The organism is Myxococcales bacterium (genome assembly GCA_016706225.1).
In the GTDB taxonomy this organism is placed as follows: domain Bacteria; phylum Myxococcota_A; class Polyangia; order Polyangiales; family Polyangiaceae; genus JADJKB01.
Window position 1 is genome coordinate 814,078 of sequence record JADJKB010000008.1, and the last position, 26,180, is coordinate 840,257.

21 protein-coding genes and 2 tRNA genes are annotated in these 26,180 nt (G+C 67.6%); 10 read left to right on the forward strand and 13 right to left on the reverse strand.

Going from position 1 to position 26,180, the window contains the following annotated elements; genetic code table 11:
• Window positions 1–46: 46 nt before the first annotated feature.
• A complete protein-coding gene (locus IPI67_17540; GenBank protein MBK7581997.1) occupies window positions 47–1,669 on the reverse strand; it encodes a DUF4114 domain-containing protein in 1,623 nt (540 codons plus the stop codon).
• Window positions 1,670–1,808: 139 nt separating this feature from the next.
• Between IPI67_17540 and IPI67_17545 the strand changes: the two genes are divergently transcribed.
• Window positions 1,809–3,050, forward strand: a complete 1,242-nt coding sequence (locus IPI67_17545; GenBank protein ID MBK7581998.1) for a metal-dependent hydrolase — start codon at window positions 1,809–1,811, stop codon at window positions 3,048–3,050.
• A gap of 16 nt (window positions 3,051–3,066) precedes the next feature.
• Here the strand turns inward: IPI67_17545 and IPI67_17550 are convergent, their stop codons facing one another.
• Both IPI67_17550 and IPI67_17555 read right to left on the reverse strand, forming a co-directional pair.
• The gene (locus tag IPI67_17550) at window positions 3,067–5,421 is read right to left on the reverse strand and encodes a hypothetical protein (GenBank protein ID MBK7581999.1); all 2,355 of its coding nucleotides are present in this window, start codon (window positions 5,419–5,421) and stop codon (window positions 3,067–3,069) included.
• A 12-nt stretch (window positions 5,422–5,433) separates the two neighbouring features.
• Entirely contained in the window at window positions 5,434–7,641 is a 2,208-nt protein-coding gene (locus IPI67_17555) for a glycosyltransferase (protein MBK7582000.1), read from the reverse strand.
• A 121-nt stretch (window positions 7,642–7,762) separates the two neighbouring features.
• On the opposite strand from IPI67_17555, the gene IPI67_17560 reads away from it, so the two are divergent.
• The 3 genes from IPI67_17560 to IPI67_17570 all read left to right on the forward strand — a co-directional run bounded on the left by IPI67_17560 (window position 7,763) and on the right by IPI67_17570 (window position 10,232).
• A complete protein-coding gene (locus IPI67_17560) occupies window positions 7,763–9,118 on the forward strand; it encodes an AgmX/PglI C-terminal domain-containing protein (GenBank protein MBK7582001.1) in 1,356 nt (451 codons plus the stop codon).
• A gap of 239 nt (window positions 9,119–9,357) precedes the next feature.
• Window positions 9,358–9,729 carry a nucleotidyltransferase domain-containing protein gene (locus IPI67_17565; GenBank protein ID MBK7582002.1) on the forward strand — a complete coding sequence of 124 codons (372 nt, stop codon included), beginning with the start codon at window positions 9,358–9,360 and terminating at the stop codon, window positions 9,727–9,729.
• Window positions 9,726–10,232, forward strand: a complete 507-nt coding sequence (locus tag IPI67_17570; protein MBK7582003.1) for a hypothetical protein — start codon at window positions 9,726–9,728, stop codon at window positions 10,230–10,232. The genes IPI67_17565 and IPI67_17570 overlap by 4 nt, the downstream gene beginning before the upstream one ends.
• Before the next feature lie 431 nt (window positions 10,233–10,663).
• On the opposite strand, the gene IPI67_17575 is transcribed toward IPI67_17570, so the two are convergent.
• A tRNA-Val gene (locus IPI67_17575) sits at window positions 10,664–10,735 on the reverse strand.
• A 63-nt stretch (window positions 10,736–10,798) separates the two neighbouring features.
• On the opposite strand from IPI67_17575, the gene IPI67_17580 reads away from it, so the two are divergent.
• Together IPI67_17580 and IPI67_17585 are read left to right on the forward strand one after the other, a co-directional pair.
• Window positions 10,799–13,276 (forward strand): VCBS repeat-containing protein, encoded by a 2,478-nt coding sequence (locus IPI67_17580; GenBank protein MBK7582004.1) that lies wholly within the window; start codon window positions 10,799–10,801, stop codon window positions 13,274–13,276.
• Between the two features lie 7 nt (window positions 13,277–13,283).
• Complete coding sequence (locus IPI67_17585; protein MBK7582005.1) at window positions 13,284–13,994, forward strand: phosphatase PAP2 family protein; 711 nt, start codon at window positions 13,284–13,286, stop codon at window positions 13,992–13,994.
• Between the two features lie 25 nt (window positions 13,995–14,019).
• Here IPI67_17585 and IPI67_17590 read toward each other — a convergent pair whose 3' ends face one another.
• From IPI67_17590 to IPI67_17605, 4 genes are all read right to left on the reverse strand, one after another.
• On the reverse strand, window positions 14,020–15,423 hold the full coding sequence (locus tag IPI67_17590) for an MBL fold metallo-hydrolase (GenBank protein MBK7582006.1): 1,404 nt from the start codon (window positions 15,421–15,423) through the stop codon (window positions 14,020–14,022).
• Between the two features lie 91 nt (window positions 15,424–15,514).
• Window positions 15,515–15,760: a hypothetical protein gene (locus tag IPI67_17595; GenBank protein ID MBK7582007.1), complete on the reverse strand. Its 246-nt coding sequence runs from the start codon at window positions 15,758–15,760 to the stop codon at window positions 15,515–15,517.
• Between the two features lie 90 nt (window positions 15,761–15,850).
• Window positions 15,851–16,315 (reverse strand): hypothetical protein, encoded by a 465-nt coding sequence (locus IPI67_17600; protein MBK7582008.1) that lies wholly within the window; start codon window positions 16,313–16,315, stop codon window positions 15,851–15,853.
• Between the two features lie 3 nt (window positions 16,316–16,318).
• Window positions 16,319–16,807 (reverse strand): hypothetical protein, encoded by a 489-nt coding sequence (locus tag IPI67_17605; GenBank protein MBK7582009.1) that lies wholly within the window; start codon window positions 16,805–16,807, stop codon window positions 16,319–16,321.
• A gap of 153 nt (window positions 16,808–16,960) precedes the next feature.
• Here IPI67_17605 and IPI67_17610 point away from each other — a divergent pair.
• Window positions 16,961–17,034: transfer RNA gene (locus tag IPI67_17610), tRNA-Asp, on the forward strand.
• A gap of 233 nt (window positions 17,035–17,267) precedes the next feature.
• On the opposite strand, the gene IPI67_17615 is transcribed toward IPI67_17610, so the two are convergent.
• Window positions 17,268–18,314, reverse strand: a complete 1,047-nt coding sequence (locus IPI67_17615) for a hypothetical protein (GenBank protein MBK7582010.1) — start codon at window positions 18,312–18,314, stop codon at window positions 17,268–17,270.
• A gap of 47 nt (window positions 18,315–18,361) precedes the next feature.
• Entirely contained in the window at window positions 18,362–18,910 is a 549-nt protein-coding gene (locus IPI67_17620; protein ID MBK7582011.1) for a hypothetical protein, read from the reverse strand.
• 116 nt (window positions 18,911–19,026) lie between these two features.
• Here IPI67_17620 and IPI67_17625 point away from each other — a divergent pair, with 116 nt between their 5' ends.
• A complete protein-coding gene (locus IPI67_17625; protein ID MBK7582012.1) occupies window positions 19,027–19,572 on the forward strand; it encodes a hypothetical protein in 546 nt (181 codons plus the stop codon).
• A 44-nt stretch (window positions 19,573–19,616) separates the two neighbouring features.
• Here the strand turns inward: IPI67_17625 and IPI67_17630 are convergent, their stop codons facing one another.
• Window positions 19,617–20,216, reverse strand: coding sequence for a DUF4352 domain-containing protein (locus tag IPI67_17630; protein MBK7582013.1), 600 nt, complete (start codon window positions 20,214–20,216; stop codon window positions 19,617–19,619).
• Window positions 20,217–20,339: 123 nt separating this feature from the next.
• Window positions 20,340–21,680 (reverse strand): hypothetical protein, encoded by a 1,341-nt coding sequence (locus tag IPI67_17635; protein MBK7582014.1) that lies wholly within the window; start codon window positions 21,678–21,680, stop codon window positions 20,340–20,342.
• A gap of 79 nt (window positions 21,681–21,759) precedes the next feature.
• Between IPI67_17635 and IPI67_17640 the strand changes: the two genes are divergently transcribed.
• A complete protein-coding gene (locus IPI67_17640) occupies window positions 21,760–22,971 on the forward strand; it encodes a hypothetical protein (protein MBK7582015.1) in 1,212 nt (403 codons plus the stop codon).
• A 78-nt stretch (window positions 22,972–23,049) separates the two neighbouring features.
• Entirely contained in the window at window positions 23,050–23,883 is an 834-nt protein-coding gene (locus IPI67_17645) for a hypothetical protein (GenBank protein ID MBK7582016.1), read from the forward strand.
• Here IPI67_17645 and IPI67_17650 read toward each other — a convergent pair.
• Window positions 23,877–26,099 carry a hypothetical protein gene (locus tag IPI67_17650; protein ID MBK7582017.1) on the reverse strand — a complete coding sequence of 741 codons (2,223 nt, stop codon included), beginning with the start codon at window positions 26,097–26,099 and terminating at the stop codon, window positions 23,877–23,879. The genes IPI67_17645 and IPI67_17650 overlap by 7 nt on opposite strands.
• Window positions 26,100–26,180 lie beyond the last annotated feature (81 nt).

Here is a 26,180-nt window from a genome sequence, read left to right on the forward strand (position 1 = left end):
TAGATTGAGCGGAGCAGAGCGAGCGGCGCCATGCTCGGCGCGGGGGTCAGCGCCGCCGGCGTAGGCGCGCGGCGGCGAATGCCAAGAGGCCGAGGGCGCCGAGTGCGAGACCACGGTCGCGCCCGCTCGCGCGGCAGCCGCAACCGCTGTCCTCGGCCGGTGTGGTGCCGGGCAGGTTGCCCGTGCCCGCAACGGAGCCGCCGTCCTTGGCGCCGGAGCCGCCGCCCCCGCTGGCCGCGGTTCCACCACCGGAGCCGCCGAACAGGAGCCCGCCGTCGGCACCCGAGCCGCCGCTGCCCGTTCCCGCGTCAGTGTCCACGACACACGCCCCTGCGCTGCAGGTCTGACCCTTCGGGCAGACCGCGCCCTGGCAATCATCGACGCAGGCCCCCGCCACGCAGTGTGTGCCCGCCGTACACGCGGCAGCCGCGCACCCCGGGTCTTCGCATTTGCCGCTGGTTGCCTCGCACTGTTTGCCCGTTGGGCAGCCATCGCAGTTGCAGTTGATCTTGCACACGCCGGCGACACACACGAAGTCCGGGTCGCACTTCACGCTGGCACATGGGTCCGAGCACACGCCCTCGACGCAGTTCTGCCCGAACGGGCAGGTGACTCCGTCGCAGGCGCCCTGGCATTTGCCCGCGACGCAAACCTCGCCGGGGTTACACGTCAGGCTCTCGCAGGCCGGGTCGACGCAAATTCCATCTTTGCACTTGAGCCCGCCGATGCACTGAAACTCACTCGTGCCGCACTTGGGGACACAGCGACCCTTGTAACAAATCTGACTCGTCGGACACAGGTCACCCTCGTCGGTCTCACCGTTGCAGTCGTCGTCGAGTGCATTGCAGGCCTCCGGGGTGGGCTGCTGGTTCTGCACGCAGGTGAGCTGGCCGTTCTGGCACTGCATGGTGCCGTTGGCGCATTTCCCCTGTTTTCCGGCCACGGTGCAGGGATCACCGCCGCCGGCGCATTGGATCCCGTCGACCCGCGTCAACAGATCGTCGAAGTCGTTGTCGCCGCCCGCGAGGGTGTCTTCCCAGCCAAAGTAGAAGGTGTTGGCGTGGGCGACGCTGTTGTACGTGATCAGGTGGATCCAGCTGTTCGCGCCGGTGTTGTCCGGGTTGTATTTGCGCTCGGAGTAATAGACGTAGCCGACACTGCCGGCGACCGGGCCACCAGCCGCGTTGAACTGCGGGCAGTTGCCGCCGACCCCCTCCGGCGAGGCCATGAAGAATCCGATCTGCCCGCCCTTGTAGTAAGGGCTGGTCTTGATCGTGAGTACCTTGACCGTGCCCGGACCGTCGTTGCACTCCAGGAACGAGTGCAGATCCGAGTCCGGTGGTTTCTGCCCGGCGACCACGTTGTACCAACCGAACGTGTTCTTGAAGCCGGCGCCGCGGGCGATGACCTTGAAGGTCAGACCGCAGATGGGCGTGTAGGTCTCGGGGGTGACGGCCGCCGCGCTGAGGGCGTTGATGGTCTGCCCGCCTTCTTCCGCGTCCAGGCACACTTGCACGTTCTTGTCGCTGCAGGTGGTGACGCCGCCGCTGACGATCGGAATCGTCGTCCCGTTCGGCTGCTGCAGCGCCGACGCCGTCGCTGCGGAGGTGAGCCCGGCCGACAGCCAGGCCAGGCCGAGGAAGAGTCGTGAAGCCAGTCGCCCGCGCATGGGCAAATGATGAGAGGATGCGCCGCCGCGCTCAAGGGACAACTCGGGAGCCGGTCGCTCTCTCGCCCCCTGACAGCGGGAAGCGCGGGATTCTTCCGGGATCCCGCGGCCTGATCGCAGCCCGATAGCCTTCGCCTCCGTGGACAACCTGACCCACATCCTGGCCGGACTCTTGGCGGCCGAGCTCGTGACCCAGGTTCGAGCGCGTCGCGCCGAGCCGCGTGAGGCGTGGGTGTCCGCGGCGTATTTCACCAGCGCGCTCGCCAACAACCTTCCGGACTTCGACTTCGCCTACGTCGGTCTGACCGGACACAAACTCGGTTACCTGTTGCACCACCGGGGGCACACCCACACGTTGCTGCTCGGCGTCCCCTTGGGTGTGCTCGCCCTCGCTCTGGTCTTCGTCTGGTCACGCCGGCGCGGGCATGGGTTTCTGCCCGCGGACTTTCGCTGGCTCGCGCTGCTCGCGTTCGCCGGCCCGGCGTTGCACATCTTCATGGATTTCACCAACAGCTACGGAGTGCACCCGTTCTGGCCCTTCGACAATCGATGGGTGTTCGGGGATCGGGTGTTCATCGTCGAGCCGCTGTTCTGGGCCGTCGGCCTGCCGTCGATCTTCTGCGCGGTGCAAGCTCGTGTCGGCAAGACGCTGCTCGCGCTCTGGCTTTCGGCAACGGTGGTCTTGCCCGTTGCGACTCGCATGGTGCCGCTCGTCCTATGCGGGCTCGTGCTCGCGCTGGTGGTCGGAGGGCTGGTCGTGTCGTGGCGCGCGTCGCCCGCACGACGTAGCGTCTACGCGGTCATGGGCAGTGGGCTGGTGCTGCTGCTGTTTGGTCTCGGCAAACCGCTGGCCGAGGCCCGGATCCGCGCCGCCGTGGCTGCCGCGTTCCCCGACGACCGCCTGCACGACGTCGTCTTGACCTCGAATCCGGCCAATCCCGCCTGCTGGCTCTTTGCCACGGCCCAGACCACCCGAACCGGTGACTACGCGGTGCGGCGCGGGCGGGTGTCGCTCGCACCGGGGCTGCTGGCGGCGGAGAGCTGTGCGCTCTCGTCGGGACAGACCACTGTGCCCCTGCGGGCGATCCAGACGTCGAGCACGTCCAGTGTGTACTTTGAGCGGGAGTTCGTCGCGCCCATCCACGAGCTCGTTGCGCTGACCAAAGAGCGCTGCGAGGTGAGCGCGTTCCTGCGCTTCGCACGCCTGCCGTACTGGGTCGAGCGGCCCGGAACGGGACTGGTAGTGGGCGACGTGCGCTTCGATCGCGAGCCGGGCCTGGGGTTCGCGGAGTTCGTGGTTAGCCAACCCGGCGCCGACTGCCCGAAGTTCCTGCCGCCCTGGACGCCGCCGCGTCAGGACGTGCTCGACATCGGCCGCTGACGCGCGCAGAGCGCGCTCAGGGTTTCCGTACCCAGAACTCGTGGCTTCGGCTGGCGGCAACGCGATCGAACTCCGCGCCGAGCCCGAGCACTCCCGAATCGTGACACTTCTTCTCGACGGCGACGAGTGACACCTTCGATGCCAACGCTCCGACCGGCGTGCCCTTCGGTGGGCCAGGTTCGAGCGGCGGCGGGTACTTCGGTTTGCCGTCGTAGCCGGGCTCCTTCAGCGCCGCGACGTGGTACAGGCCGGAGGTGCTGCAACCGAAGAAGAGCGCAAGATCGTTCCACTCGGCGGGCGGCGGCGCGCTCGGCATCTTGGCCAGGGTGTGTCCGCCGAAGTTCTGGTGATCGGTGGCAAAACGCGCGGCGAACTGCCAGAAAATCAGCTCGCCGGCCAGGTTGTCTGCGCCCTTGCTGCCGCCGGACTCCCAGAACAGGTGGGTGACCCCGAGGGACCGCAAGAGCTCGTACGCGGCGCGCGGTGAGCCCAGCTCGGCGTAGCTGATCCCCGCCTGGTTTCCGGGCGCGTCACTCACCGCGCGAGTGCGGAGACCGGCGCGTGGGCGCGAGTCGTGGACGAGGACCTTGTCACGGCGGTCGAGCACCGAGCCCGCCTCGTAGAACGCTCCAAACGGGCGCAGGCGCTTTTCGTACTGGCGCTCGTGCCCGGTCCTGAGCAGGGTGATCGTGGCCTCGAGCGGCTGATTGGTGAAGACGTGGCCGGTCATCGCTGGCACGTCGCCGCCCCAGATCACTTGCACGGCGACGAGCAAGACCGCAGCCAAGCGCGTCGCCAGATGAGCGCGCCACAGCACCGTCAGCACGGTCGCCGTGGCCGCAACGAACCAGGGCATCGCGGCTTGCAGGTAGCGATCTTGGTGATGGGTCCAGTACCAGGCGAAGACCCCGACGTGTGCCAAAGCAAACAGCCCGAGCAGTCGCCGTGACGGTCGAACGAAGGGCAGCGCCAGCACCGAGAGCGAGAAGAGCGAGCCGAGCACGGGGACCTTGCCGTGGAACTGCGGCCAGTCGTTGGGCAGGAACGAGAACGTGACGAGGACCTTCGCGGTCTTCCAGACTCCCGCGAGCGTGTGGGGTGGTGCCCAGTGTTCGGCCTTGATGAAACCGAGCTCGAAGCGGTCCGTGGCGTCGGCGGTCCACGGGTGTCCACCGAAGGTGTGGTGTCCCAGGGGATAGATGGGATTTCCGTACCAGACCCAGTTCTTCAGCCAGAAGCTCGAGGTGAGCACTAGACCCGTGAGCACACACAGCCCCACGCCAGCGAGCCAGTCGAAGCGACGGGTGCGGAGCGACGCGCCGGCCAACCACAGCGCGCGCAGCCCCACGGCGAGCACGGGACCGGAGACGAGCAAGAACGTCGCCGTGTGCTTGGTCAGGAGCACACCGGACAAGAGCACGCCGAGCAGCACCATCTTGCGGGGCTCGAGGGCCTGGAACGCGAGCACGAGCGCCAGGAACACCGGCACCGCGAAGGCCGCCGCGATGTGGTCGGCCCCGATGATCAGGCCCGAGTCGTAGAGAAACAGTCCTGGGAACGCAAACCGCAGCACCCACGCGTGCGGCGCTCGAGCGCGGGGCAGCAGGCGACGGACCAGGAGCACGACGCCCGGCAGCGTCGTCAGAAAACACACGAACTCGAGGTGCGCCGCCAGCTCCACGCGGTCGAAGAGCATGGACGCCGGGAGGGTGAAGGCCCAGGTGTAGAGCACCGCGGCCAGGTGCGGTTGGGTCCCCACGAACCAGCCCTCCGGGAAGCGCTCGATGCGGCGCGCCACGGCGTAGTGCTCGGCGATGCCGAGGTGTTGCCAGCGCGAGTCGAAGGCCGCGTTCTCCGGGTTCAGGATCGGAAGGTAGACGAGCAGCAGCGCCACGCTGCCGAGGCCGATGGCGAGCCAGGCGAGAGCGGGCAGCGCGGGCGCGCTCGCCCGAGCGCGTCGCGCGCGGATGTGGCGCGCCGCGCGCAAGACGGCGCGGCCGAGGGGCAAGGCGCCCGAGGCGATGGCCAGCGTGGGGAACGCGAAGAAGAAAATACCGCCGAACAAACCCAACACCCCGGCCACGAACGTGCCCGTGTAGAAGATCACCAAGCCGACGGAGAACCCGAACAGTAAACGCTCGCCGAGCCGCAAGCCCGCCTTGGGCAAGCAGAGCCGGAGCGCGCCGAACCCGCTCGAGAGACAGGCGAGCGCGAAGAACAGCGCACCGAGCCAGGCGCCGGCGTAGCGCCAGAACAGCCACTTGTGGATCGGGTAGTGGCCGTGGACTTGCCACAGAAATACTCCGGTCGCGGCGAGCACCGCGAGCACGAGCGCGATGACTCGGAGGCGGCCGAGTGAACCCCTGGTCATTGCCTTTTCGTCTCAGTTGCCGTTGGCGCCCGGGCGCATCACCACCGGTCCCGCGGACTGGAAGTCGACGGGGATGCGGGAGATGGCGGCCAGGTGTTTGCCGGTGCGGATCAACGCGATGTCGTCCACGAACTCGACGTCGATCTCCAGACGTTGCCCCAGGTACTTGCGGAACTCGGCCCGAACCTGCTCGAGCACGTCGTCGGAGAAACGCCCGCCCTTCACCACGCGGAAGGTGATGTGGCCCGCGCGCTCCTGCACGACCTGGAAGCGCTTGATGGCGTGGTCGAGCTCCTTCAGATAGTGAGCGAAAAAGGTGCCCGGCACGTACTGGCCGTCGGCTCCCTGGATGATGGACTGCACCCGGCCCTGAATCGAACCGATGCGCGCTGCGCCGCGCCCACAGGCGCAGAGGGTGTCGCTCATGGCCTCGGCCAGGTCGCCAATGCGATAACGAATGAACGGCATGCAGTAGTTGTTGAGATCGGTGATCACGACCTCGCCGATCTCGCCGGGTTTCACCGGCACGCCGTCGCGCAAAATCTCGACGATGTACCCCTCGGCGACGACGTGGTGACCCGCGTGGGCGTCGCACTCGTACGCAACGCCGGAGAACTCGCGGCTGCCGTATTTGTCGAACACCCGACACCCGAATGCCTCTTCGATCAGCTTGCGGCTGGGCTCGGGCAGGGTCTGGGCGCTGGACATGATGGCCAGGGGCCGCACGCCGGGGTTGCCGGCGGTCTTGACGTAGTGGGCGATGAAGTCGAGGGCTTCGGCGTAGCCGTCGAGCAGGGTGGGGCCGTGAGACGCGATGAGCTCGAGCGTGCGCCGCAGGTTGTCGTCCGTCATCTCGAACACCGGGATGAAGGTGCGATTGCTCAAGATGGCGTCGGCGCGCTCCTTTGCGGCCTGCGCGCCGCTCATGCCGATGGTCTGGTGCCAGAGGCGCACGGTCGGATCACCGAACTGATAGCCGGTCCACTCCTGCGCCCGCAGGGTCGCGGCCCAGCGAAACTCGAGCTGCGCGCGATCCGCGTAACACACGAAGGGCTCGCCGGTGGAGCCGCTGGTCGAGATGCGTAAAATCTGACTCTTGTCGTGGTTCTCGCTCATGATGTCGAAGCACAGGTGCTTGCGAATGTCCGCCTTGCTGAGCAGCGGCAGCTTCGCCAGATCTTCCTGGCCTCGGACGTCGGCGGGGTGGAGCCCGGCCTCCTGCATCTTGGCGCGGTAATAGGGCACGTTGCGGTAGGCGTGGCGCACGAGCCGGCGGAGTTTTTCGTCCTGTAGCTCGCGCGTGGCGCCGGGCGAGAGCCACTGGGTCTTGCGCAGCGTCTCGTAGTAGTGCTCGACCGAGCGCGTGATCATCCAGTGGGTCTGGTTGAAGGCGCCCATGTAGACCCGCCACTGCAGTGTGCGCAGCGGATCACGCGGAGTCGTGCGATCCACGACCGGGTGGCGGCGCAGGAACTGGTGCGCGACATCGGGCGGGCCGCTGGTGCGGTACTCCCACAGCGCCTTGCCCAGATCGTAGATGCTCTTGACGCTGGCTTGGGCGGCCTTCTTGTCCAGGAAACTCTCGCCGGCCTTGCGCTGTTCGAAGAGCGTCTCGATCTCCTTGTAGCTGTAGCCCTTGGCGTGGGCCGCCACCATGATGAAGGACTGCCAGTAGAAGTATTTGCCTTCGTAGGTGAGCAGATCCTGAAACACCTCCCGGGCGCACATCACGAAGCCGCTCTTGTTGTCCTCGAGCTGCATGCCGAAGGCAGAGTTCAGCATCAGGTTGAAGGCGCGGCTGATGTGGTAGCGCTTGTCCTTCTGTCGCCCGACCCAGCTGCGCCAGCCCTGCACCACGTCGACCGAGTGTTCGTAGAGCGCGCGCCGCAGGCGCAGGAGATCTTCCGGCTGGTACTGCAGATCGGCGTCGATGGTGGCGACGAGCCGGCCTTTCGCTGCCGCCGCGCCACTCTTCCAGCCGGCGGCCATGCCGCGGTTTTGTGAGTGGAAGACCCCCTGCACTTGGCCGGGATGCGCCTCCATCATGGCGCGGATCACCTGCGCGGTCGTGTCGGTCGAGCCGTCGTCGACCAGGACCAGCTCGCCGACGAAGCCTCCCATCTCGAAGACACCAAGGATCCGCGCCGTGAGCTCGGGTACGTTCAGCTCTTCGTTCAGACACGGGGCGATGACGGACAGCTCGATGTCGGCGGGGCTCATGACGCTCGAGCAGCGTTCTAGCCTTCAATTGTCGCCCGTTCCAGCTTCAATGGCCTCCGGCGTGCGGGTGTTTCGGCCTGGCGGCTAGGCGACGCGGGCGAGATGGCTCTATCTTGGCGCCGTGCAACCCGGCCTTCATGCCCTGAATTGTGTGCGTTGCGGGGCTCCGCTCGATCCCGGTGACTCGATCTTGGGCGCTGTCGTGCGCTGCGGGCACTGCGCTCAGGCGCATCTCTGGGTCGCGCCGGACCGGGTCGAAGCGCAAGGCGGGGTGACACCAAGGCAGGTGCGACCTGTGTCGCGGGCGCCGTTGGTCCTCGGCGCGGCGCTCCTGGTGGTGCTGATGAGCGTGGGAGTCGGCGCGGCGCTCCTGGTCAGCCGCAGCCCGGCGCGGAGTGCGGCCGAACGGCGTCTGCCCCAGGACGCGCCGGTGGTGATCGGGGATCAGCTCGAGATGTCGGTCGTGACGGCGCGCTCGTCGCAGAGCTGCAGCTTCACGGTGCTCGGCGTGGAGGCCGATGGCCGTGTGCTCGGTGTACCCTGCAACGGCACCGCGCCGGCTCCGGTGAGTCGAGAGCTGCTCGGGAGCGAGAGTTATCGGAGCGCAGATCCCGGGAGCATTGCCCTCGTTCGCGGTGCTGGCGGCTGGGTGCGCGCGGAGGTCCTCGGGCCGGAGCCCGGTGAGCGTGTGCGTCTGCGCGCGCTGGGTGAGACCGAGACGGAGAGCGTCGTGACGGTCGCCGAGGTGTTCGTTGTGCAGCGGGCGGGTCCGGGGCTCATCGTGCAAGCGCCGTTGCCGGCGGCGGCGCCGCTCGAGGTCGGGGATCTGATCACCCGTCGCGACGGCGCGATGCTCGAAGAGGGCAGGGTCACGAGTGTGGGTGAGGCAGTGAGCTACGAACACGGCTCCGCCTACGACGGCACGTTCGAGAAGTTCGCCGGTGAACCCAAGACGGTGGCGCGGGGCATGCTGCTCGCGCGGGTGGTCACGGCTGGCTCGACGCTTCAGCCGGGTGATGTCGTGCTTGGCCCGGATGGCACGGGTTGGAAGCGCTTCCGTGTGGAGCTGGAGGAGCCGAATCACATGCTCAAGGTGAGCGACGCGGGGCAAGCGGCGCGCATCGTGAAGCAGGGGCTGTTCTTGATCCGGGTGGGGGACAAGCTCCCGGCGGTCGCGGCGCTGCCTGCCACGGCTGCCCCTGCGCGCCTGCCGGGCAAGCTGGCGATGCTGAACGCCCGCTTTCGGCGCTGTTACAACGACGCGCTGGCGAAGGACCCGAAGGCCGAGGGCAAGGTGGTGATGACGGTCGAGATCGGAGCGAAGGGTGAGGTGACGGGGGTGGACGCAAAGCCGACCGGAAACCTTCCGCCGAGCGTGGTCAAGTGCATGACGGCGCACGTCAAGGCCATCGAGCTCGAGCCCCCACTCGGTGGCAAGGCGACGTACGTGATCCCGGTGGTGTTTCAGGTGCAGTGACGAGCGGCGGGGCCCCGCCCTGGACGCCACGCTGAAGTGATACGTCGCGGTCGTATTTCGGTGGGCGGGACAGGGCAAGAAGTCGTCGCGCTGGTCGCTCCAGCATCGCTGTAGCGGCGGCGGTCTCACCGCGCTCGGTCAGGCGTTCCAGCTGACGCACGTAGGCCTGCTCGATGGCGCGGAAATCCTCATTCTTGGCAAGATTGTCGCCCTCTGGCAGCTGTCGTAGAATGAAATTCATGCCAGCCGTCGAGCCGCAAACGGATGTCGCCACGTGCGCGGCGACGTTCTTGGCTCGCGTGACCCACGAGCTCGAGGAGACAGCGCGGCGCGCGGATGAGCTCCGGCACAGAGCGCGTGACGCGGCGACGGAACTCCGGCACCTCGGCGCCACGAGCGTATGGCTCTTCGGCTCGCTCGCATGGGGCGAACCCCATCCAGACTCCGACGTCGATCTGCTCGTCGAGGGCGTTTCGCCGGCGAGCTGGCCGGAGGCGGTCCGGGTGATCGAGCGACGCTTGACCGGCACGCGCGTCGACGTGCTGCGCAGCGAGGACGCGCCGCCGTTGCTGAACGACCGCGTCCGCGCCGAGGGGATCCGGCTGGCGTGAACGCCAACGAAACATCTGCTGCGCGCCTGCGACGCACGCTGGCGGAGATCCAGGCGGATCGAGCCGCGTGGACAAAGCGCGTACAGGAGGCGCTGGCCTACGACCAACGCGCATCCCCGTTGACCGCGGAACAGGCAGCCACCGCGGCGCTCGCGCTCGAACGCGCGTACACGGCGTTCGAGTCCGTCCTCGAACGGGCCACGCGGACATTGGAGGGCACGACCCCGTCGGGAGCGGATTGGCACCGGAGGCTCCTCGATGGGACTGTGCTGGCGATCCACAAACTGCGCCCACCGATCTTGAGCCGCCAGTCCCACGACGCCTGCGACACGTTGCTCGGATTCCGGCACTTCCTTCGCCATGCGTACGGTTCCGATCTCGACCCTACGCGGGTCGGCGAAATCGTGCGAGCGCTGACAGCGAGCCGTCCAATGCTCGAGAGCGACCTCGACGCACTCGAGAGCTTGTTGGCATCCATGGCCGATGTGCTGGACCGGGAGTGACCTCCAAAAGAGCGCGCGGCCAGCCCGACCAAAGCGATCGTGCGAAGCTAGCGCGCGGGTGCGGGCGGCGCACGCTGGCCGTCGTTCACGGCACGGGAAGCGGGGAGGGTGCGCGGCATTGGGGGGAGCCTCGGCTCCCGGATACTTAGCATGACAAGCGTTGCGTGGCTCGAGGATTGGCGCTTTCGGCGTCGTTCATCTTCTTGGGCTTGGCGAGCGTGATCGAGCTCGGCAGAGGACTCGGCGAGGCGGATCGGCGCAGCGCGCCGGTATCAGTGGTGCGAGCCTCTGGCCTCGAGTCGAGCGTCAGGAGGCATCCGTCGGCCTCGCCGGTGGCCCCGAACGTGCGCTGCCGCGCATCCGGATCGGGGATCGGACGGAGGTCGTGTCCGAACGTCGATCAGCGAAATCGAAACCAGCATGATTTCCGGTGGGCGGGACAGGGCTTGAACCTGCGACATCCGGCTTGTAAGGCCAGCGCTCTACCGCTGAGCTACCCGCCCCGGGGTCATCGGCTTCGTAGCGGGTAAATCTCGTCAGGGCAAGCCGGTGTAGAATGTCGGGTCATGCGCGCATGGTCCGTCCTCAGTCTGGTGCCGATCCTCCTCCTGCTCTCGCGTTGTGGCTCGGATGACGGCGGCGGGGGCGGGAAGAAGAAACAGGACGCGGGCGCGGACGCCGGCGCCGACGTGAGTGATGCGGGCAACGACGGCGCCGATGCCGCCGACGCCAGCGAGGCGGGGCAGGACCTGCCGAACTCCTTCGCTCGGTACTGCGTGGGAAAATCGTGGCGTGACACCTTCAGCGCCGCGACCCTCGGTGCGTCCTCCGGTGAGTACGTGGGAGTGCTGACCGCCGATTTCGGCGAGGGCATACAAGAAGCCACGAAGATAATCCCGGAGCACCCGTTCGCGGCCAAGAACATCAGGGTCGGCTTCGGCAAGGGCAGCGGCAAGGTGCGCCTGCGCTTGATGCGCACGTTCGGTCACAGCTACCCCGCCTCGTTCGCCCAGAGCGACTGGCCAGACTACTCGGACCTGATCGACCTCGTCCCGCCCATCGAGCTCGACGTGACGAGCTCGGGCAAAGACACCTGGCTCGACGTGCCGATCCCCGAGACCCTGCTCATTCCCACCGAGCCCGTCATGCTGGTCTACGAGCACATCGGCATCGAGCCGCGGCTCGCCGTGGAGAAGGTTGCGACGGGCGACATGAGCCGCTCGCTCGTGTTCGACCCGTCTCAGCCCGGCAACCCTCCGACCGGCTTCGACGGAAACTACCGCCTGCGCCTCGAGGGTGATCATTTCTGTGAGTGGACCGACGCGGAGCGCTGGTTCGCCCGGGACGACAAGGCCTTCGGTGACACCGTCGCTGGCTGGGCCGCCTGGGCCGACGTGAACGGCGACGGGCACGACGACGCCGTTTTCACCACCAGCACCGGGCCGCTCGTGCAGCTCGGCGACGGCAAGGGCGCGTTCAGCACCTTGCCCGGCGTTTTTGCGCCGGACACCCCCAAGGCGAACTTCTTCGTGTTTGGTGATCTCGACAACGACGGCGATCTCGATGCGTTCGCCTCTCAGTACGTTCAGACCGATGGGGACGGCGATGGCGTTGGCGTCGACAAGGACTGCAACGACGGCGATCCCGCGGTGAAACCCGGCGCACCCGAGGTCCCGAACGGATACGACGACGACTGCGACGGCAAGGCCGACGACGGCACGGACACCAGCGACGCCGACAAGGACGGCGTCAGCATCGCGGCGGGCGACTGCGACGACACCCATGCCGACACCAAACCCGGCGCGCCGGAGCTGCTCGACGGGCGGGACAACGACTGCGACGGCAAGACCGACGAAGACTTCGTCCCGAAGCTGCTCAGCAACGACGGCAGCGGCAAGCTCACCTGGAGCCCGAGCCCCGACGTCGAGATCCTGGGCCCGTCGAGCGCCGCGGCCCTCGGTGATGGCAACGGCGACGGGCTGCTCGATCTCTACGCTGGCTACTGGCTGGTGCACTACCCGGACTCACCCACCGTGCCCAGCCGGTATTACGAAGGGCAGGCCGGCGTGAAGATGCTCGACGCCGCAACCAAGGCCGGCATCAGCATCACCCCCTGGCGTCCGGTGTACGGCGTGCTCTGGACCGACTGGAACAACGACTCGCTGCTCGACGTGTACGTCTCGAACTATCAGCTCAACGAGAACCTGTTGTGGAAGAACCTCGGCGGCGGAAAGTTCGACGAAATAGCCGTCACCGTCAACGCCGCCGCCGACGACGTGCCGATGTTCGGTTACACCGGCGGGCACAGCTTCGGCAGCGACGCGGGCGACATCGACAATGACGGCGACATGGACCTCTACGTCCCCAACATCTCCCACCCCCGAGTCCAGCCCGGCTCGGATCCGAGCATGCTGCTCGTCAACGGCGGTGCGCCGAACTACGTGTTCGCGAACCAGCGTCGGGAGTACGGGCTCGCTTACGACGAGGGCGACGTCGAGTCTTCGTTTGCCGATTTCGACAACGACGGGGATCTCGACCTGCTCGTCATTTCGACCTACCCGAGCCACTATCCGCGGCTGTATCGCAACGATTTCCCCGACAAACACTTCACGGACGTCACCTACGAGGCGGACACCCACCTGCACCAGGCGCAGACCGGGATCTGGGCCGATGTGGACGAGGACGGGGATCTCGACCTCCTGCTGCTCAGCCCGGGACCGGGGCCGCGCTTGCTCTTGATGAAGAACCGCGGCGTGCCGGGCACCCACTTCCTGGAGCTCGACTTGCGGGGCACGACCTCGAACCGCTCTGCAATCGGTGCGCGGGTCAGCGTGACCAGCGGGGCGGTCACCCGCATCCGTGAGCTCCAGTCCCAGGCGCGGCATCCGGGCTCCCACTGGGTTCACTTCGGCCTCGGTGCGGGAGCCAGCATCGACAAACTCGAGGTGCGCTGGCCGAACGGTACGACCGAGACCATCACCGGCGCGAGCGCCGACAAACGCTGGCGCATCGTGGAGGGCAGCGGCGTGGCTGTCGCGCCCTGAACCGCGCATGAAGTCCGATGCGCCTTCGGCGCCGCCTCCGCCGTCACGCCCATCACGGGCCTCGCGGCCCTGGATCCTGGCGGGTCAGATCTCGTCGGTGCTCTTTCTGCGCTGGCTGGTGCTCGTGGCGGCGGTGTTCGTGTTTGCGTCGCTCGCGGCCGCGGTGCTCGCCGGCTCTACGGACTGGCTCGATCTGCCGATCATCCACCTGATGGACCGGGTGCGAGGCCCGACGCTGACCGCGTTGATGCGGGCGGTGACGTTCTGTGGCAACGGCCCGACGCTGACCGCGGTTGCGCTGGTCGCGACGCTCGGGCTGATGGCGGTGGGGCAGCGGACTCCTGCTCTCTACGTCGCAGTCACCGCGGCAGGCGCCGGGGCCCTCAACTCGCTGCTCAAGCTGGCTTTCTCTCGCCCCCGCCCGCTGATCCTCTCGCGGCTGGCGGACGCTGGTGGGTTTTCGTTTCCGAGTGGACACTCGATGGCCGGGGCCGCCATCTACGGCGCGGTGGCCGTGGTCGCGGTCTTGCGTTTTCCGCGCCAGCGAGTGGCGGTCGTCAGCCTGTGTGCGCTGTTCGTGAGCGCGATCGGGCTGTCGCGGATCTACCTCGGGGTCCACTACCCAAGCGACGTGCTGGCCGGCTGGGCGCTGGGCATTTCGTGGCCGCTCTGGCTGCGGCCGCTGCTGCTCACGCGGAGCTCCGTGTCGAGCCGCTGAGGGTCCGTGGTCGGGAGCGACAGCGTCAGACGCTGAGCTTGGTGGCGGGGTCGGGGCTGTGCACCTTGCGGAAGCCCTTTTCGCCCAGCAGATCCGAGAGCACGCGCATGGGCGTGGGATCGCCGTGCACCAACACCACCTGCTCGAGCGAGCCGCGTTTGCGCGCCTCCAGCGAGTAGTCCACGAGATCACGCTGGTCGGCGTGGGCGGAGAAACCGTTCAGCACGTGAACTTCGGCGTGAACCGGCTGCATGGTGCCGAAGATCTTCACGTCAGTGCGGCGTTCGACGAGCCGCCGCCCGAGGGTGTGGGGCGCCTGGTAACCGACGATGAGCACGGCGTTCTTCGCGTCGCCGACGCTGGCCCGGAGGTGGTGGAGGATGCGCCCGGCCTCACACATGCCGCTGGCGCTGATGATGACGGCCGGATCCTTGGAGCCGCTGAGGGCCTTGCTGTCTTCTCTGTCGGAGATGTAGCGCAGGCCGTCGAACTCGAAGGGTGAGTTGCGCCCGTCGAGCAGCTCGAGCGCCTCCTGGTCCAGGCACTCGGGGTGCAGCTTGAAGACGTCGGTGATCTTCACTGCCAGCGGTGAGTCGACGTAGACGGGAATTTGCGGGAGGCGGCCCGCGTCGCGCAGACCCTTGAGGGCGTAGACGATCTCCTGGGCTCGCTCGAGCGCGAACGACGGGATGATGACCTTGCCGCCGCGCTCGTAGACCTTCTTGACGATGGTGGCGAGCTCGTCGTCCATCTGTTCGATGGGTTTGTGGAGGCGGTCGCCGTAGGTGCTCTCGGTGATCAGGATGTCGATGTCCGAGGGGATCTCCGGATCGCGCAGGATGGGCATACGCCGGCGACCGAGATCGCCGGTGAAGACCAGGCGCTTGGTGTTGCCCCCCTCCTCGACGTCGAGCACGGTGATGGCGCTGCCGAGCACGTGGCCGGCGTCGAAGAACGAGAGCTTCATGCCGTCCGCGATGCTCAGCTGCCGGTGGTACGGGATGGTGACCATCTTCTCGAGCACTCCGAGCACGTCGCGTTCGTCGTAGAGCGCCTCGACCTTCTCCATGTCGCTGTCGCCGCGGTCGATGAGTTTGTTGATGAACTTGGCGTCGCTCTGCTGGATCATCGCGGCGTCCGTCAGCATCGCGGCGCACAGATCGCGCGTGGCGCTGGTGGCGTAGATGGGGCCGTCGAAGCCATTTTTCACGAGCAAGGGCAGGGCGCCGGAGTGATCGATGTGGGCGTGGCTGAGGACGACGGCGTCCACGGCGCCCGGGTCGAGGCCGAGCTCGCGATTCTTCGTGATCGACTCTCGGCGTTTGCCCTGCCAGAGCCCGCAGTCCAGGAGCACGGTGGCGTGCTTGGTGCGGATCAGATGCTTCGAGCCCGTGACCGTCTTGGCAGCGCCGACGAATTCGATCTCCATGGCTCGTACGCTAGTCCCGCGCGCGGGAGTTTTCCCCAGCAAACGTCGCTGGCCGTTCCGATTGGCGACAAAGCCCTGGAGGGCGCGCGTCTCAGTTGGCGTTGGCGGCGTCGACGAGGATGGATTTCAGGGCGGCGAAGTTGTTCGGATCGGCCAGATCGTGGACGGTCAGGTTGTAGACCGCGATGGGTCGGTTCTCCTTGTCGAGCACGACGACGTCTCGGTACTCGACCATCCACTTGTTCCAGACGTCCGCAGCCAGCGTGTCTTGCAGCCAGGGCAGGGTGCGCCCGGCCGTGATGGTGGAGTTGCCGGACTCGAGCGCGATGCCGTTCACGCCCAGGATCTGGATCTTCTGCTTGGTGGTGACGGAGCCGAGGTCTTTCTGGAGCGAGTCGAGGTAGCCAAACTGGCTACTGCAATAGCCTCAAGTGGAGTGTCCGAAGTACCAGGCGGACACCTGCCCGAGGTAATCTCGGGGCGAGACCTGTTGTTTCGAGAGCGCTGAGCTCGGGTTCTCGTCCACGAGCTTGAAGTCTGGAACGACGGCGGCCATGGCGTCGCCGGAGTCCGCGGCGGCGTCGCTCGCGTCCGCGAGCGCGTCGCTGGAGGCGTCGTTGACTGAGCCCGCTGAGCCTGCGAGGCCGTCCGGGCTGGCGTCGTTCGCGGTGCCGCTGACGCCTCCGCTGGCGGTGGTGCCTCCGCTTGCGGCACCCGCGACGCCGCCGGTTGCGGGGCTGCCGCCGGTTGCGGCGCCGGCCACTCCGCCGGTTGCGGTGCTGCCTCCGGTTGCGACGACGCCGAGCAGCTCATCGTGGCCGCAGGCAGCTCCGAGGGAGGCGGTCAGTGCCAAGCTGAAGAGAGAGAGGGTCAGGGTTCGGAAGTTCGACATAGTTCAGTCCGGTCCGAAGTCGATGCAGGCATCACCGCCTGCGCCTGGAGCATTGCTTTGGCAGCCCCCGCCCTGGGGTGGAATGCAGGCGATGGCGGGGCAGCCGCGGCCTTCGGCGCACTGTTTGGCGCCCCACTCGGCCTTCAGAGCTTCGAGCTTCTGCACGGCGGCGGTGTTCGCGGGGTTGACGTAGGTGGTGCAGGGGCAGGCGAGCTCGGTGTCGACCGAGAGTGTGCACTGGAGCGAGTTGATGATGGCGCTGCAGGCTTTGGCCTGCTCGACGGCCGTTGCGTACTGCTTCTTCAGCGCGTCGCAGGACAGTGAGCTGCCGCCGCTGCCACCGCTGCCGCCGCTGCCGCCGGTGGAGGTCCCACCGTTGCCGCCGGTGGACGAGCCTCCGCTGCCGGCGGAGCCGTCGTCGCTGGACTTTCCAGCGCAGCCGAGCGTGAGGGCCAGGCAGAGTAGGGAGGTGACGATGGCGGGGCGGGTCATCGAATGATGGAAGGGTAGCTTGTCGGGGCGGGAAGGGGTTGCGCATTCCTAGCGGGGTCGTCATCGCCGCCCCCCCGAACCCCCGCGCTTTCCCCGGATTTTTCCTGTTGATCGCCCGGGCCCCTGTGGTACTAACCGCAGCCTTACCGCTTCGGGGCGGTAGTTAAGTTGGTTATAACGCCGGCCTGTCACGCCGGAGGCCGCGGGTTCGAGTCCCGTCCGCCCCGCTCATCTTCCTTCGACATTACGAGGCGTGCCGCGCCGTGTAGCAGCGCGGTAGCAACGGGCCCGTGAGCCTGAAGCTTCGCGGGCTTTGCCACATTGGGGTTGTCACCATCGTGGTGCCCACCACGCTGGTGGAGGGCCATTGTCCGGCGCAGCCAAGCCGAGCGCCGGCTCATCGTCGCCCCCCTGGTTCCGTGCTCGTTGTCCCGTGCCCTTCGTGAGCCTCGTGCCTGGCTCACTTGGCGACGCGCAGGGCGTCGGGAGCGACTTGGTAGTTGCCTTCCACGGTCACGCTGTCCTTGTCGAGGGTCTCGACTCGGACGGCGAACCACCTCGCCGCCAGTGACTCCGCACGCGACTTCGGCGCGCGGTACTTGTTGCCGCTCTTGATGTCGGGCGCGAACACCAGCTGCCCCTTCTTCAGGTCAGCTCGCTTTGCGATGCGGGTTTGCCAGGCATGGGAAGTGAGCAAGATCTTGCCCGAAGTGGTCAGCACGAAGCGGCCTTCGCCGCCCTCCATGGGCGCCGCTGGTTTGGCCGGCACGGCAGGGTCGACGTACGCGTGGTTCTTCTTGGGTAACTCCGAGCGTCCCGCGAACCAGTGTTCCTCTGCGAGGAAGTGCGCGTCCTCTTTGCCCTGCTTCTCTATGCTCGGTGACGTGTCACCCTCGAGCACGCGGATGGCGTCCGGCGCAGCGCGGTAGTTGCCCGCGAGCAGCACGAAACCTTCGGCGAGCGGGCGCACGCTCACGATGCGCGTGATCCACCAGCGCAACGAGTAGGCTTCTTTGACGGAGCTCGGCGCGACGTACACCCCTTCGCCGTTCTTCTTGTTCAACATGAGCGCCAGTTGGCCGACCGCCAGCTCCTCCTTCTTCGCGGCGCGGGTCTTCCAAAAGTGCTGGCTCGTCGTCTCTTTCTTGGAAAAGAAGCTCCAGAACTTGGCGTTGCCGTCTTGCCCGGGCGGGGTGAGCTGTTTCGCCGGATCGGCGTAGATGAGGTTGGCGTCGTAACCGGCGTTGGAGGTGAACCAGGTCTCGGCGTCGAGGAAATGATTCGCCGGCTCGCCTTGTGTGGGCATGGCCGGCGGCGGCACCGCTGCCGCGCTGGGCGGAGCCTCGGCCGTCGGTGCGGGGGTCTCTGCCGGCGCGGCAGGCGCTGAGGGCGCAGCGGTCGCAGCCGGTGCAGCAGGCTCTGGCGCGGCCGCGCCACCGCAGCCGACTGCCAGCCAGTAGGACACAATGATGAAATTGGTGCGAACGAGCTGCGAACGGTGTTGCATCGCGAATGGGCTCCGTGGCGAGGGGTCGATGAGCAGAGGTGTGGGGATCACTCGTCGCCGCTGATGGCGAACTTGCGGAACTTGCCGGTGTCGGGCGAGTACTCGACGCTGAAGAAACAGTCGCCGCCGTGGTCGGGGCGGACGACCTTCTTGCGCCATGTGTCACTGCCGGGACGCCCGGGGTTGGTGCACATGAAGTTGCCCCAGATGAAGCGTGCGCCGCCCGCCTCGACGAAGGGGACGTACTGCCGTTTGTACGTGTTGACTCGCTCCCAGAGCGGCGGAGAAATCACGGCTTGGCCCTTCAGCTCCGCCCGGATCATCGCCGGCAGCGCGGCTTCCAGCTTTTTGATCTCCGCCTGCGTCGGTTCGAAGTAGGTCGCTGACGCCGCACCCGCGAAGCCCGACATCGCCTCCTTGGGCAGCAGCACGCGCAGTTCATCGCTCACCATCGGCGGCGATTCGGGCTCGGCGGCGGCCACCGGCGCGGCAGCGTGCTCGGGCGCGGCGGAGGCAACTGGCGTGGGGCTCGCCGGAGTGGGCCCCGTGCCCCCGCAGCCCGCGGCCAGGAGCGCAAACAGGACTTTGAGGGACACGGCGCGCATGCTCGCTCCGAGCCTACTACAGCGTCGCCTGTTCACTCGACCGTGAACGGCACAGGCATCGAGAAATCGAGGCGCCCGGCGGCCGGATCTTCGCTACGATGAGCACGATGCAGTCCACGCGCATGCGGCCGGCGTTCGTCATCACGTTTGCCACGCTCGTCGCGAGCTGCTCTCGCCACCCACCAACGCCCGATCCGGACTCGCGGCCCGTGGTCGGAAATCCGCCCGAGCCGACGGCCACGGCGGCGCCCGAACCGACGGCCACCGTCGCGACGGAGCCAGCGCGAGCCTCAAAAAAGCGGACCGTGCGCAGCCCGGTGCCCCAGACGGAGTACACAAAAGGGCGGATCGATTTCGCCAACTCGAAACGCCTGAATCCGAGCGACGCCCAAGGTCGCATCGTCTTGGCGCGCGCCGACGGGCACTGTTACGTCCGCACTCCTCCGCCACCGGGCACTCCCATCGGGCCGCCCGGCATGGATCAGTCCAAACCCCTGGTGGTGGACTGCCCGGACTCGATGCAAGACCCTGCCTGGGACACGTGCCTCCACGAAGAGCTGACGTTGCTGGCGAGCGGAGAGTGTATCTGCCCCCACACGGGCAACCCTCCGCCGCCACCTTCGCTCGCCGAGTGTCCGAAGTCGAAGCCGTAACCCTGGCTCCGACGCGCGGGGAAGCCTCGCGTGGCCCCGGGCGCTCAGCCCCCCGGGTTGATGTCGACCTTCTGCTCTTGTTCGCCCGCGGGTGTGCCGATGCGGAAGGGGCGGCGGTTGCTGAAGACGACCTTGAAGCCCTTCGCCTTCTCGGGGACCTGGAAGATCACCCAGCCCTTGGTCTTTTCACCCTTGGCCACGCGCCCGGCGTTCAGCGTGGGGCTGCAGTTGGAGCCCGAGCGGAAGGTCGAGCGATAGGTCATGCCCTCGGGGTCGACGACCTTGAAGTTCGTGTACGAGATGTTGTGGTCCTTGTCGCCGTTGCCTTCGAAGGTGACGTTGGCGCCGACCAGCTTCTCTTTCTTCCGGGTCACCGCGCGACGACTGTAGAAGTTGTCGAGGCGGCAGTCCTTGAACTCTTCCACGGTCAGCGTCACGCCGTCGAGCACTGCCGCATCGTTCAAACCGAAGGTTTTGGTCGGAGTGGCCGGCAGCGGCGCCAGGGTGGGCGTCGGGGCGGGCGCCGGGGCAAGCGATGGACCCGCGGAGGTGGTGGACGACGACTTCTTTTTGCACGCCAGCAACGCCATCGAAACGACCATCACGACCAACACCAGCGACTGTGCCCTTCGACCTAAGCGCATGCTCGACTCCTTGCCTTTCGGCGCGCGCCTGCCCGCGCGCTCGCGGTCAGCCTACCACTCGATGCAGCGGGGGTGACGATTTGTGATGCAACGAATCGGAGATCTTGGGTTCTTTTTCAGGTTTCACGGGCTGCAATCGATGCGTGTGAGCTGCACTCGGAAGGCACCGTTCACGTTCTGGGTCCAGCCGACCACGAGACTCTCGCCGGTCGGGGAGCCGAAGACCGCGCTTGGACCGATGTTTTGACTCGCGACGATGCTGACCTCCGACACGAAGGTCAGCGACTCGTCGAAGACGTCGACGGTGAGGGTGTCGAACGCGCTCCTGCGCGCCACGATCAGCTGAGTGCCGAGAGAGCCGACGGCGAACGACTGCTGGGTGAGCGCTCCAGGGAAGAGCTCGAAGGGGCCCACGGTCTCGCCTGTGTTGGCATTGACCCGCAGCGCTTGGATGCTCTTGGTGAAGCTGGACGCCCACCAGACCAGGTAGAGTCCCGCCGGGTGCTGCGCGCTCTGTACGTCGACGATCGTGCTGCCATCCGAGTAGGTCGTGAGCGGAGTGATGCTGCCGTCCTTGGCTACCGCGAGCACGTCGAGGGAGCTCGGCGGAGCTGGCGGCGTCGCACTGCAGCCGCTGACACCGGCGGAGCGACTCAGCCCTACCAGCCAGTGATCTCCGAACGCAACCGCGCTGGAACGCGGTGCCTGACCGCTCGCGCACCCAAGCGTCGGGAGCTCGCTCGTGTTGCCCGCGGCGTCGATCCGCGTCGCGCGCAAGAGCTGGCCAAGCGCTCCAACGTCGAAGGTGCCCGCGAGGTACCCGGCACCATCGGGGCTCGCGAGGAACATCGGATCGATCCCCGGCAGCGGGACCGGCTGCGGGCCGACGCCAGGGACGAAAGCATCGAGGTTGCGATGGAGTACGGGACCATTTCCGTTGCGCACCAGCACGCTGAAACGCCCGGAGCCGGCGGGGGCGAGCTGGAAGCTCGAGTCGGTCCCCACACCGGAGTTGTGCACGGAGCCAAGCACACCGTCGCTGGGCCATGCACTCCAGGGGGAGAGTGTCGCGTGACGCAGCGTGAGCTTGCCCGCCGGGTTCTTGCGCACCCACACGGCGGTGAGCTGCTGAGCGTCGGGGCTCGTGGGCACGAGTCGCAGGCCATCGTCGAGCGCCGGTGCAGGCACGTTGTCCGGGGTCAGGACCGGTGGGTGCTCGGTGAGGGTGGTGCACGGACCGACCACGACACCACCGCTCCCGCCGCTCGGGCCACCGCCGCTCGGACCGCCGCCACCGGGGTTTCCGCCGCTCGAGGTGCCGCCACTCGGGCTGCCGCCACTCGAGTCACCCCCGCCGCCTGGACCCGCGTCGAGGCCTGGATCGAGCAAACCCGAGCGTGAACCGCAGGCGAGGGCGAGGGCGCCTCCGAGCAGCGTCGCCGAGATCCGAAACCGCACCCACATGCGGGCGAGCATAGTCCGAAAGAAGTGCGGGGCAGGATCAGAGGCGCTCGGGCGGAGACTGGGCTAAAGTAGTGGGTTGATGGGCCCTCTAGCACGCGCGCTCTGGTGCCTACCGATGTTGGTCGGTTGCGCGGCGTTCGATGGTGCCGAGGAGCTGCTCGATTCCGATGCCGGCGCCGACGCCAAGAGCGGAGGCGGCAGCGGTGGGCTGGTGGGGGACGGGGGCTGGGTCACCGGCGGAAATTCGGGGGATGGCGGGGGAAACGTCGGCGGCACCGCGGGCACGGGCCCGAGCGGTGGCAACGGCGGAACACCAGCGGGCGGGGGCAGCGGCGGCACGGTTGCGGGGGGCGGAAGTGGCGGCACGCCAGCGGGCGGCGGCGGCACGCCAGCGGGTGGCGGCAGCGGGGGCGGCACGAACTGTGCGACCGCCGCCGACTGCGCCGATGGCAACCCATGCACCAGCGAGGCATGCACCGCTGGCAAATGCACCAAGACGTTCGTCAGCTCCGGCACCGGCTGCGGCAACAGCACGGTGTGTGACGGCGTCGAGACCTGCGATGGCAACGGCAACTGCAAACCCGGTACACCTCCCGCGGTCAGTGACAACAACGCGTGTACGACCGACAGCTGTGATCCCGTGAGCGGGGTGAAGCACACGGCCGTCAGCGTCACCGACAACGACGCCTGCACGACCGACAGCTGCGACACGAACACCGGCGCCATCTCTCACACGCCGGTGAACATCGACGACGGCAACTCGTGTACGACCGACAGCTGTGACCCCGTGAGCGGGGTGAAACACACGCAGCAGTCCAGCTTCAGCCAGTGCGGGTCGAGCTGCCCGAGCGGGTTCCACGTCACTTCATTGGGGACCAGCTGCTCGTGTGGGTCGTGCAGCGCGTATCAGGCGGGCTGCGCCCCGGACTGTGGCAACAGCTTCAGCACCTGCGGCTCGAGTTGCCCGAGCGGCTACCACGTGACTTCGCTGGGAACGAGCTGCTCTTGCGGGTCGTGCAGTGCGTATCAGGCGGGCTGCGCCATCAACAGCGGCAACAGCTTCAGCACCTGCGGCTCGAGCTGCCCGAGCGGGTATCACGTGACATCGCTCGGAACGAGCTGCTCGTGTGGCTCGTGCAGTGCGTATCAAGCGGGCTGCGCCATCAACAGCGGCAACAGCTTCACCGCTTGCGGCTCGAGCTGCCCGACCGGGTATCACGTGACGTCGACGGGCACGAGCTGCTCCTGCGGGTCGTGCAGCGCATATCAGGTGAGCTGTGCGAAGAACTGAGCCTCCGCAGGGGCGGAATATCGGAGGAGAAGCTTTCCTTCTTCCCCTGTGTGCCGAAATAACCTACATTGTCGCCCCATGAGGCTCTGGGCCGGAATTATCGGGATTTCCTTGGGCCTCTCGGCCTGGGGCTGCAGCGGGCAGACCGAGGACGAAGCCGCACTGGGCGTGGCTGAGCCCGGCTTCGACGGCCCGCTCGGCAAGGCGGACAGCACCGAGGGTGAGGTCGAGCTGAAGGTCACGCTGCGCCCGGAGCAGATCAGCCGCGCCAAGAAGAAGTTCGGATTGAAGACCAGCGTCGCCGCGACGCGGGACGTCTGGTTCTACGACACACCAGAGCTCTCGCTGTTCGAGGGCGGGCTGATCCTGCGCGCGCGCGACAAACACGGCGAGCCGGACGACTCGACCGTCAAGCTGCGCCCGATGCTCCCCGAGGACGTCGACGCGAGCTGGTTCGAGCTCTCGGGGTTCAAGTGCGAAGAGGATCGGTCCGTCACCAAGAGTGTTTCGTCGTGTTCGTTGACGGTGATCCAGGACGAGGGCGAGATCGGCGATGTTGCGGACGGGGTGCGGGACATCGACAAGCTGTTCTCGAGTGACCAAGAGGCGCTGATCGACGGGTACGCCTCGGTCGTCGTGGACTTCCCGGGGCTATCGCTCCTGGGTCCGGTGGACGCCAAGGTGTGGAAGGTCACCCCATCGGGCTTCGATCAGAAGCTCACGATGGAGCTCTGGGAGTTGCCAGACTCGACGCGGCTGCTCGAGGTCTCCTTGCGCGCATCGCCCGCGAAAGCGGACGCGACGCTGACGGCGCTGGTCGACTACCTGACCTCGCGCGGCTTCGACACGAGTGAGCAGCAGGAGACCAAGACCCGCGCCGCCCTCGAGTTTTTCGCCGGCGCGGCTCAGTGATACGAGCCGACCACGGTCGCGTCGATGCCGATGGAGCGGCGCACCCGCGCGCAGCGCGCTGAGACCGAGAAGGGGATGAGGTCTCGGATGCGATCGGCGGCGGTGAGCCCGCCGACCACCCGGCCATCGACTGCCAGCATGCGCGCGGCGGCCGTGATGTCGCCGCAGACGAGCAACCCCGCTCGACACGAAGCGAGCTCGATGGCGCGGATCCAGGGCTTCAGATCGAGGCGTCCGTCCCGAGCCTTGAGCTTCTCGACCGCCTGACCGAGCTGGGCGCGGTGCGCCGGGTCCAGCTTCTGCTGCAGGCCATCGCGGAGCTGGAGCACGTCGGACGGCAGGCTCGACGGCATGACCTGGGCGACGGCGGCGACCAGCACCGAGCGCAGCTCGGGCAAGGTCGGGTGAAACGTGACCAGGCGGCCGGTGAGGTGCTGGCAGGCGAGCTCGCGTCCAATCGCAAACGCGAGCTCCGGCACCGAGCGCCCGGTGAGCAGTGATTTTCCGATCAAGAGCGCGGGCTCGGCGGACGGCAGATGCGCGATCCCGCCTGGAAGATCGTCATTCTTGGCGTAGACACTCGGGACGGGAATGCCGAGCACGGTCGAGGCCCAGCCCACGGTGCGCGCGGCAGTGATGGTGGTCTTCTCGACGTCCAGCCGATCGGATTTGTTGGGCTCGACCAGGCGATTGGCAGCGCGCAGCTGCTCCACTCGCATGCGGATCGCGGCCGGTGCGATGGCGCGCACGATCTCCGAGACTACCTCGTCGTGCTCGGGGGCGTAGAGCTCCGTCCAGGTCGCGGCGTCGAGGGGCGCCTTGGGTCGGGGAGTGGTCTCCGGTGCGAACTGCCGGTACACGGTCTGCTCGTCCACGTCGGCTTCGCCCAGGTGAACGAGCACCGCGCAGGCGCAGTACGCGCGATCGATGTCGCCGATCTCGTTGCAGATGCGGTGCAGGTGGCGGAACGTGGCGGGCCGTGCCGGGCCCCACTCGGCCGCGGCCTCGAGGCAGCGGGCCGCGAGCTCGAGCTCGTTGGTCTGTTCGAGGAACGAGGCGAGGCGGGCGCGTGCGTCGACGTTGCTCGGAGCGAGCACTACCAGCTGATCGAGGGCGGTGATGGCGCCGCGGACGTCGTACAGGCGTTCCGACCGCAGGGTCGCGAGGCGCTCCAGCATCGCGGTCGCGGCGGCTGTCTCACCCCGCTCGGTGAGGCGCTCGAGCTGGCGCACGTAGGCCTGTTCGATGCCGCGAAAGTCCTCGTTCTTGAGCAGCACCGCCTCGATCGCCTCGAACGCGCCGGGGGCTGCCGGATCGTCGGCGATCGCGGCTTCGTAGAGGGCGACGGCGCGGGGCACGTCGTTGGTGCGCCGGGCACACATTCCGGCGGCCGCGGTGAGGGAGCGCGCGCGATCGCGCGGACTCGGGATGGTCTCCGACAGCGCGACCTTCGCGTCGACCGCCTCGCGCCAGCGGCCCGCCGCCTCGAGGGTCGCCTGTAGTCGTTCGAGCAGCCGGGGATCTTTCGGGCGCAACGTGAGCGCTTGTTCGAGCGCTTCCGTGGTCGCCGTCAGCGAGTCGTCGGCGATGGACGACAAGAGGTCCGCGCGCTCGGCATCGCTCGCTGCCTGGTTCAAGAGTCTGCGACGCAGCGCGGCCGCGGTCGCGGCGTCGTGGGTCTTGCGCGCTAGATCGATGCGCTGCCTGAGCGCGGCCAGGTGGTCGGGAAAGATCGCCAGCGCGCGGTCGAGCAGCGCGGTCGTTGTCTGAGTCGCGCCGCGCGCCGCTTCGATGTTGGCCAAGCACACGAGCACCTCGGCTCGTCGCGGGCCGTGCTCCCACGCCAGCAGTGAGTCCGCGGTGGAGTAGGCGCGGTGCGCGCGCTCCCAGTCGCCGCGATCGAAGTGCTCGCGTCCCTCGCGGATGGCGCCTTCGACGGCGGGATCTTCCACGGGCTCGATGCGCCGCACGCGTTTGTGCAGGCCCAGCTCTTCCCACTCGCGGGCGTCGCACAGCCCCGTGCCCGCGCGCGCGAGCACGATGAACCCGTCATCACCGGGCTGATGCGCGCCGAGTGCCTGCGCCAGCGCGCGGGTCAGCGGGTCGACCGCGGGCAACGAGACGAGGGAGACCTCTTTTGCGTCGAGGGTCTCGCGCAACCAGGCCGTGGGGCTCGTTTTGTAGACCGGCGGGTCGAGCACGAGGACGATGCGCATGAGTGCGATCATTACCCGCTCGGGGGCCGCGCCGGGGGGAGGTTTTGGCGGAGCGCGGCATCCGGCGCTCCGCCAGGGCGA

Excerpts from the sequence above, each read along its gene's own strand:
- IPI67_17615 (MBK7582010.1), bottom strand. The coding sequence starts at position 18,314 with ATGCAACACCGTTCGCAGCTCGTTCGCACCAATTTCATCATTGTGTCC.
- IPI67_17630 (MBK7582013.1), bottom strand. The coding sequence starts at position 20,216 with ATGCGCTTAGGTCGAAGGGCACAGTCGCTGGTGTTGGTCGTGATGGTC.
- IPI67_17605 (MBK7582009.1), bottom strand. The coding sequence starts at position 16,807 with ATGACCCGCCCCGCCATCGTCACCTCCCTACTCTGCCTGGCCCTCACG.
- IPI67_17590 (MBK7582006.1), bottom strand. The coding sequence starts at position 15,423 with ATGGAGATCGAATTCGTCGGCGCTGCCAAGACGGTCACGGGCTCGAAG.
- IPI67_17625 (MBK7582012.1), top strand. The coding sequence starts at position 19,027 with ATGCAGTCCACGCGCATGCGGCCGGCGTTCGTCATCACGTTTGCCACG.
- IPI67_17600 (MBK7582008.1), bottom strand. The coding sequence starts at position 16,315 with ATGTCGAACTTCCGAACCCTGACCCTCTCTCTCTTCAGCTTGGCACTG.
- IPI67_17555 (MBK7582000.1), bottom strand. The coding sequence starts at position 7,641 with ATGAGCCCCGCCGACATCGAGCTGTCCGTCATCGCCCCGTGTCTGAAC.
- IPI67_17645 (MBK7582016.1), top strand. The coding sequence starts at position 23,050 with ATGAGGCTCTGGGCCGGAATTATCGGGATTTCCTTGGGCCTCTCGGCC.
- IPI67_17585 (MBK7582005.1), top strand. The coding sequence starts at position 13,284 with ATGAAGTCCGATGCGCCTTCGGCGCCGCCTCCGCCGTCACGCCCATCA.
- IPI67_17640 (MBK7582015.1), top strand. The coding sequence starts at position 21,760 with ATGGGCCCTCTAGCACGCGCGCTCTGGTGCCTACCGATGTTGGTCGGT.
- IPI67_17650 (MBK7582017.1), bottom strand. The coding sequence starts at position 26,099 with ATGCGCATCGTCCTCGTGCTCGACCCGCCGGTCTACAAAACGAGCCCC.
- IPI67_17580 (MBK7582004.1), top strand. The coding sequence starts at position 10,799 with ATGCGCGCATGGTCCGTCCTCAGTCTGGTGCCGATCCTCCTCCTGCTC.
- IPI67_17540 (MBK7581997.1), bottom strand. The coding sequence starts at position 1,669 with ATGCGCGGGCGACTGGCTTCACGACTCTTCCTCGGCCTGGCCTGGCTG.
- IPI67_17550 (MBK7581999.1), bottom strand. The coding sequence starts at position 5,421 with ATGACCAGGGGTTCACTCGGCCGCCTCCGAGTCATCGCGCTCGTGCTC.
- IPI67_17635 (MBK7582014.1), bottom strand. The coding sequence starts at position 21,680 with ATGTGGGTGCGGTTTCGGATCTCGGCGACGCTGCTCGGAGGCGCCCTC.
- IPI67_17565 (MBK7582002.1), top strand. The coding sequence starts at position 9,358 with ATGCCAGCCGTCGAGCCGCAAACGGATGTCGCCACGTGCGCGGCGACG.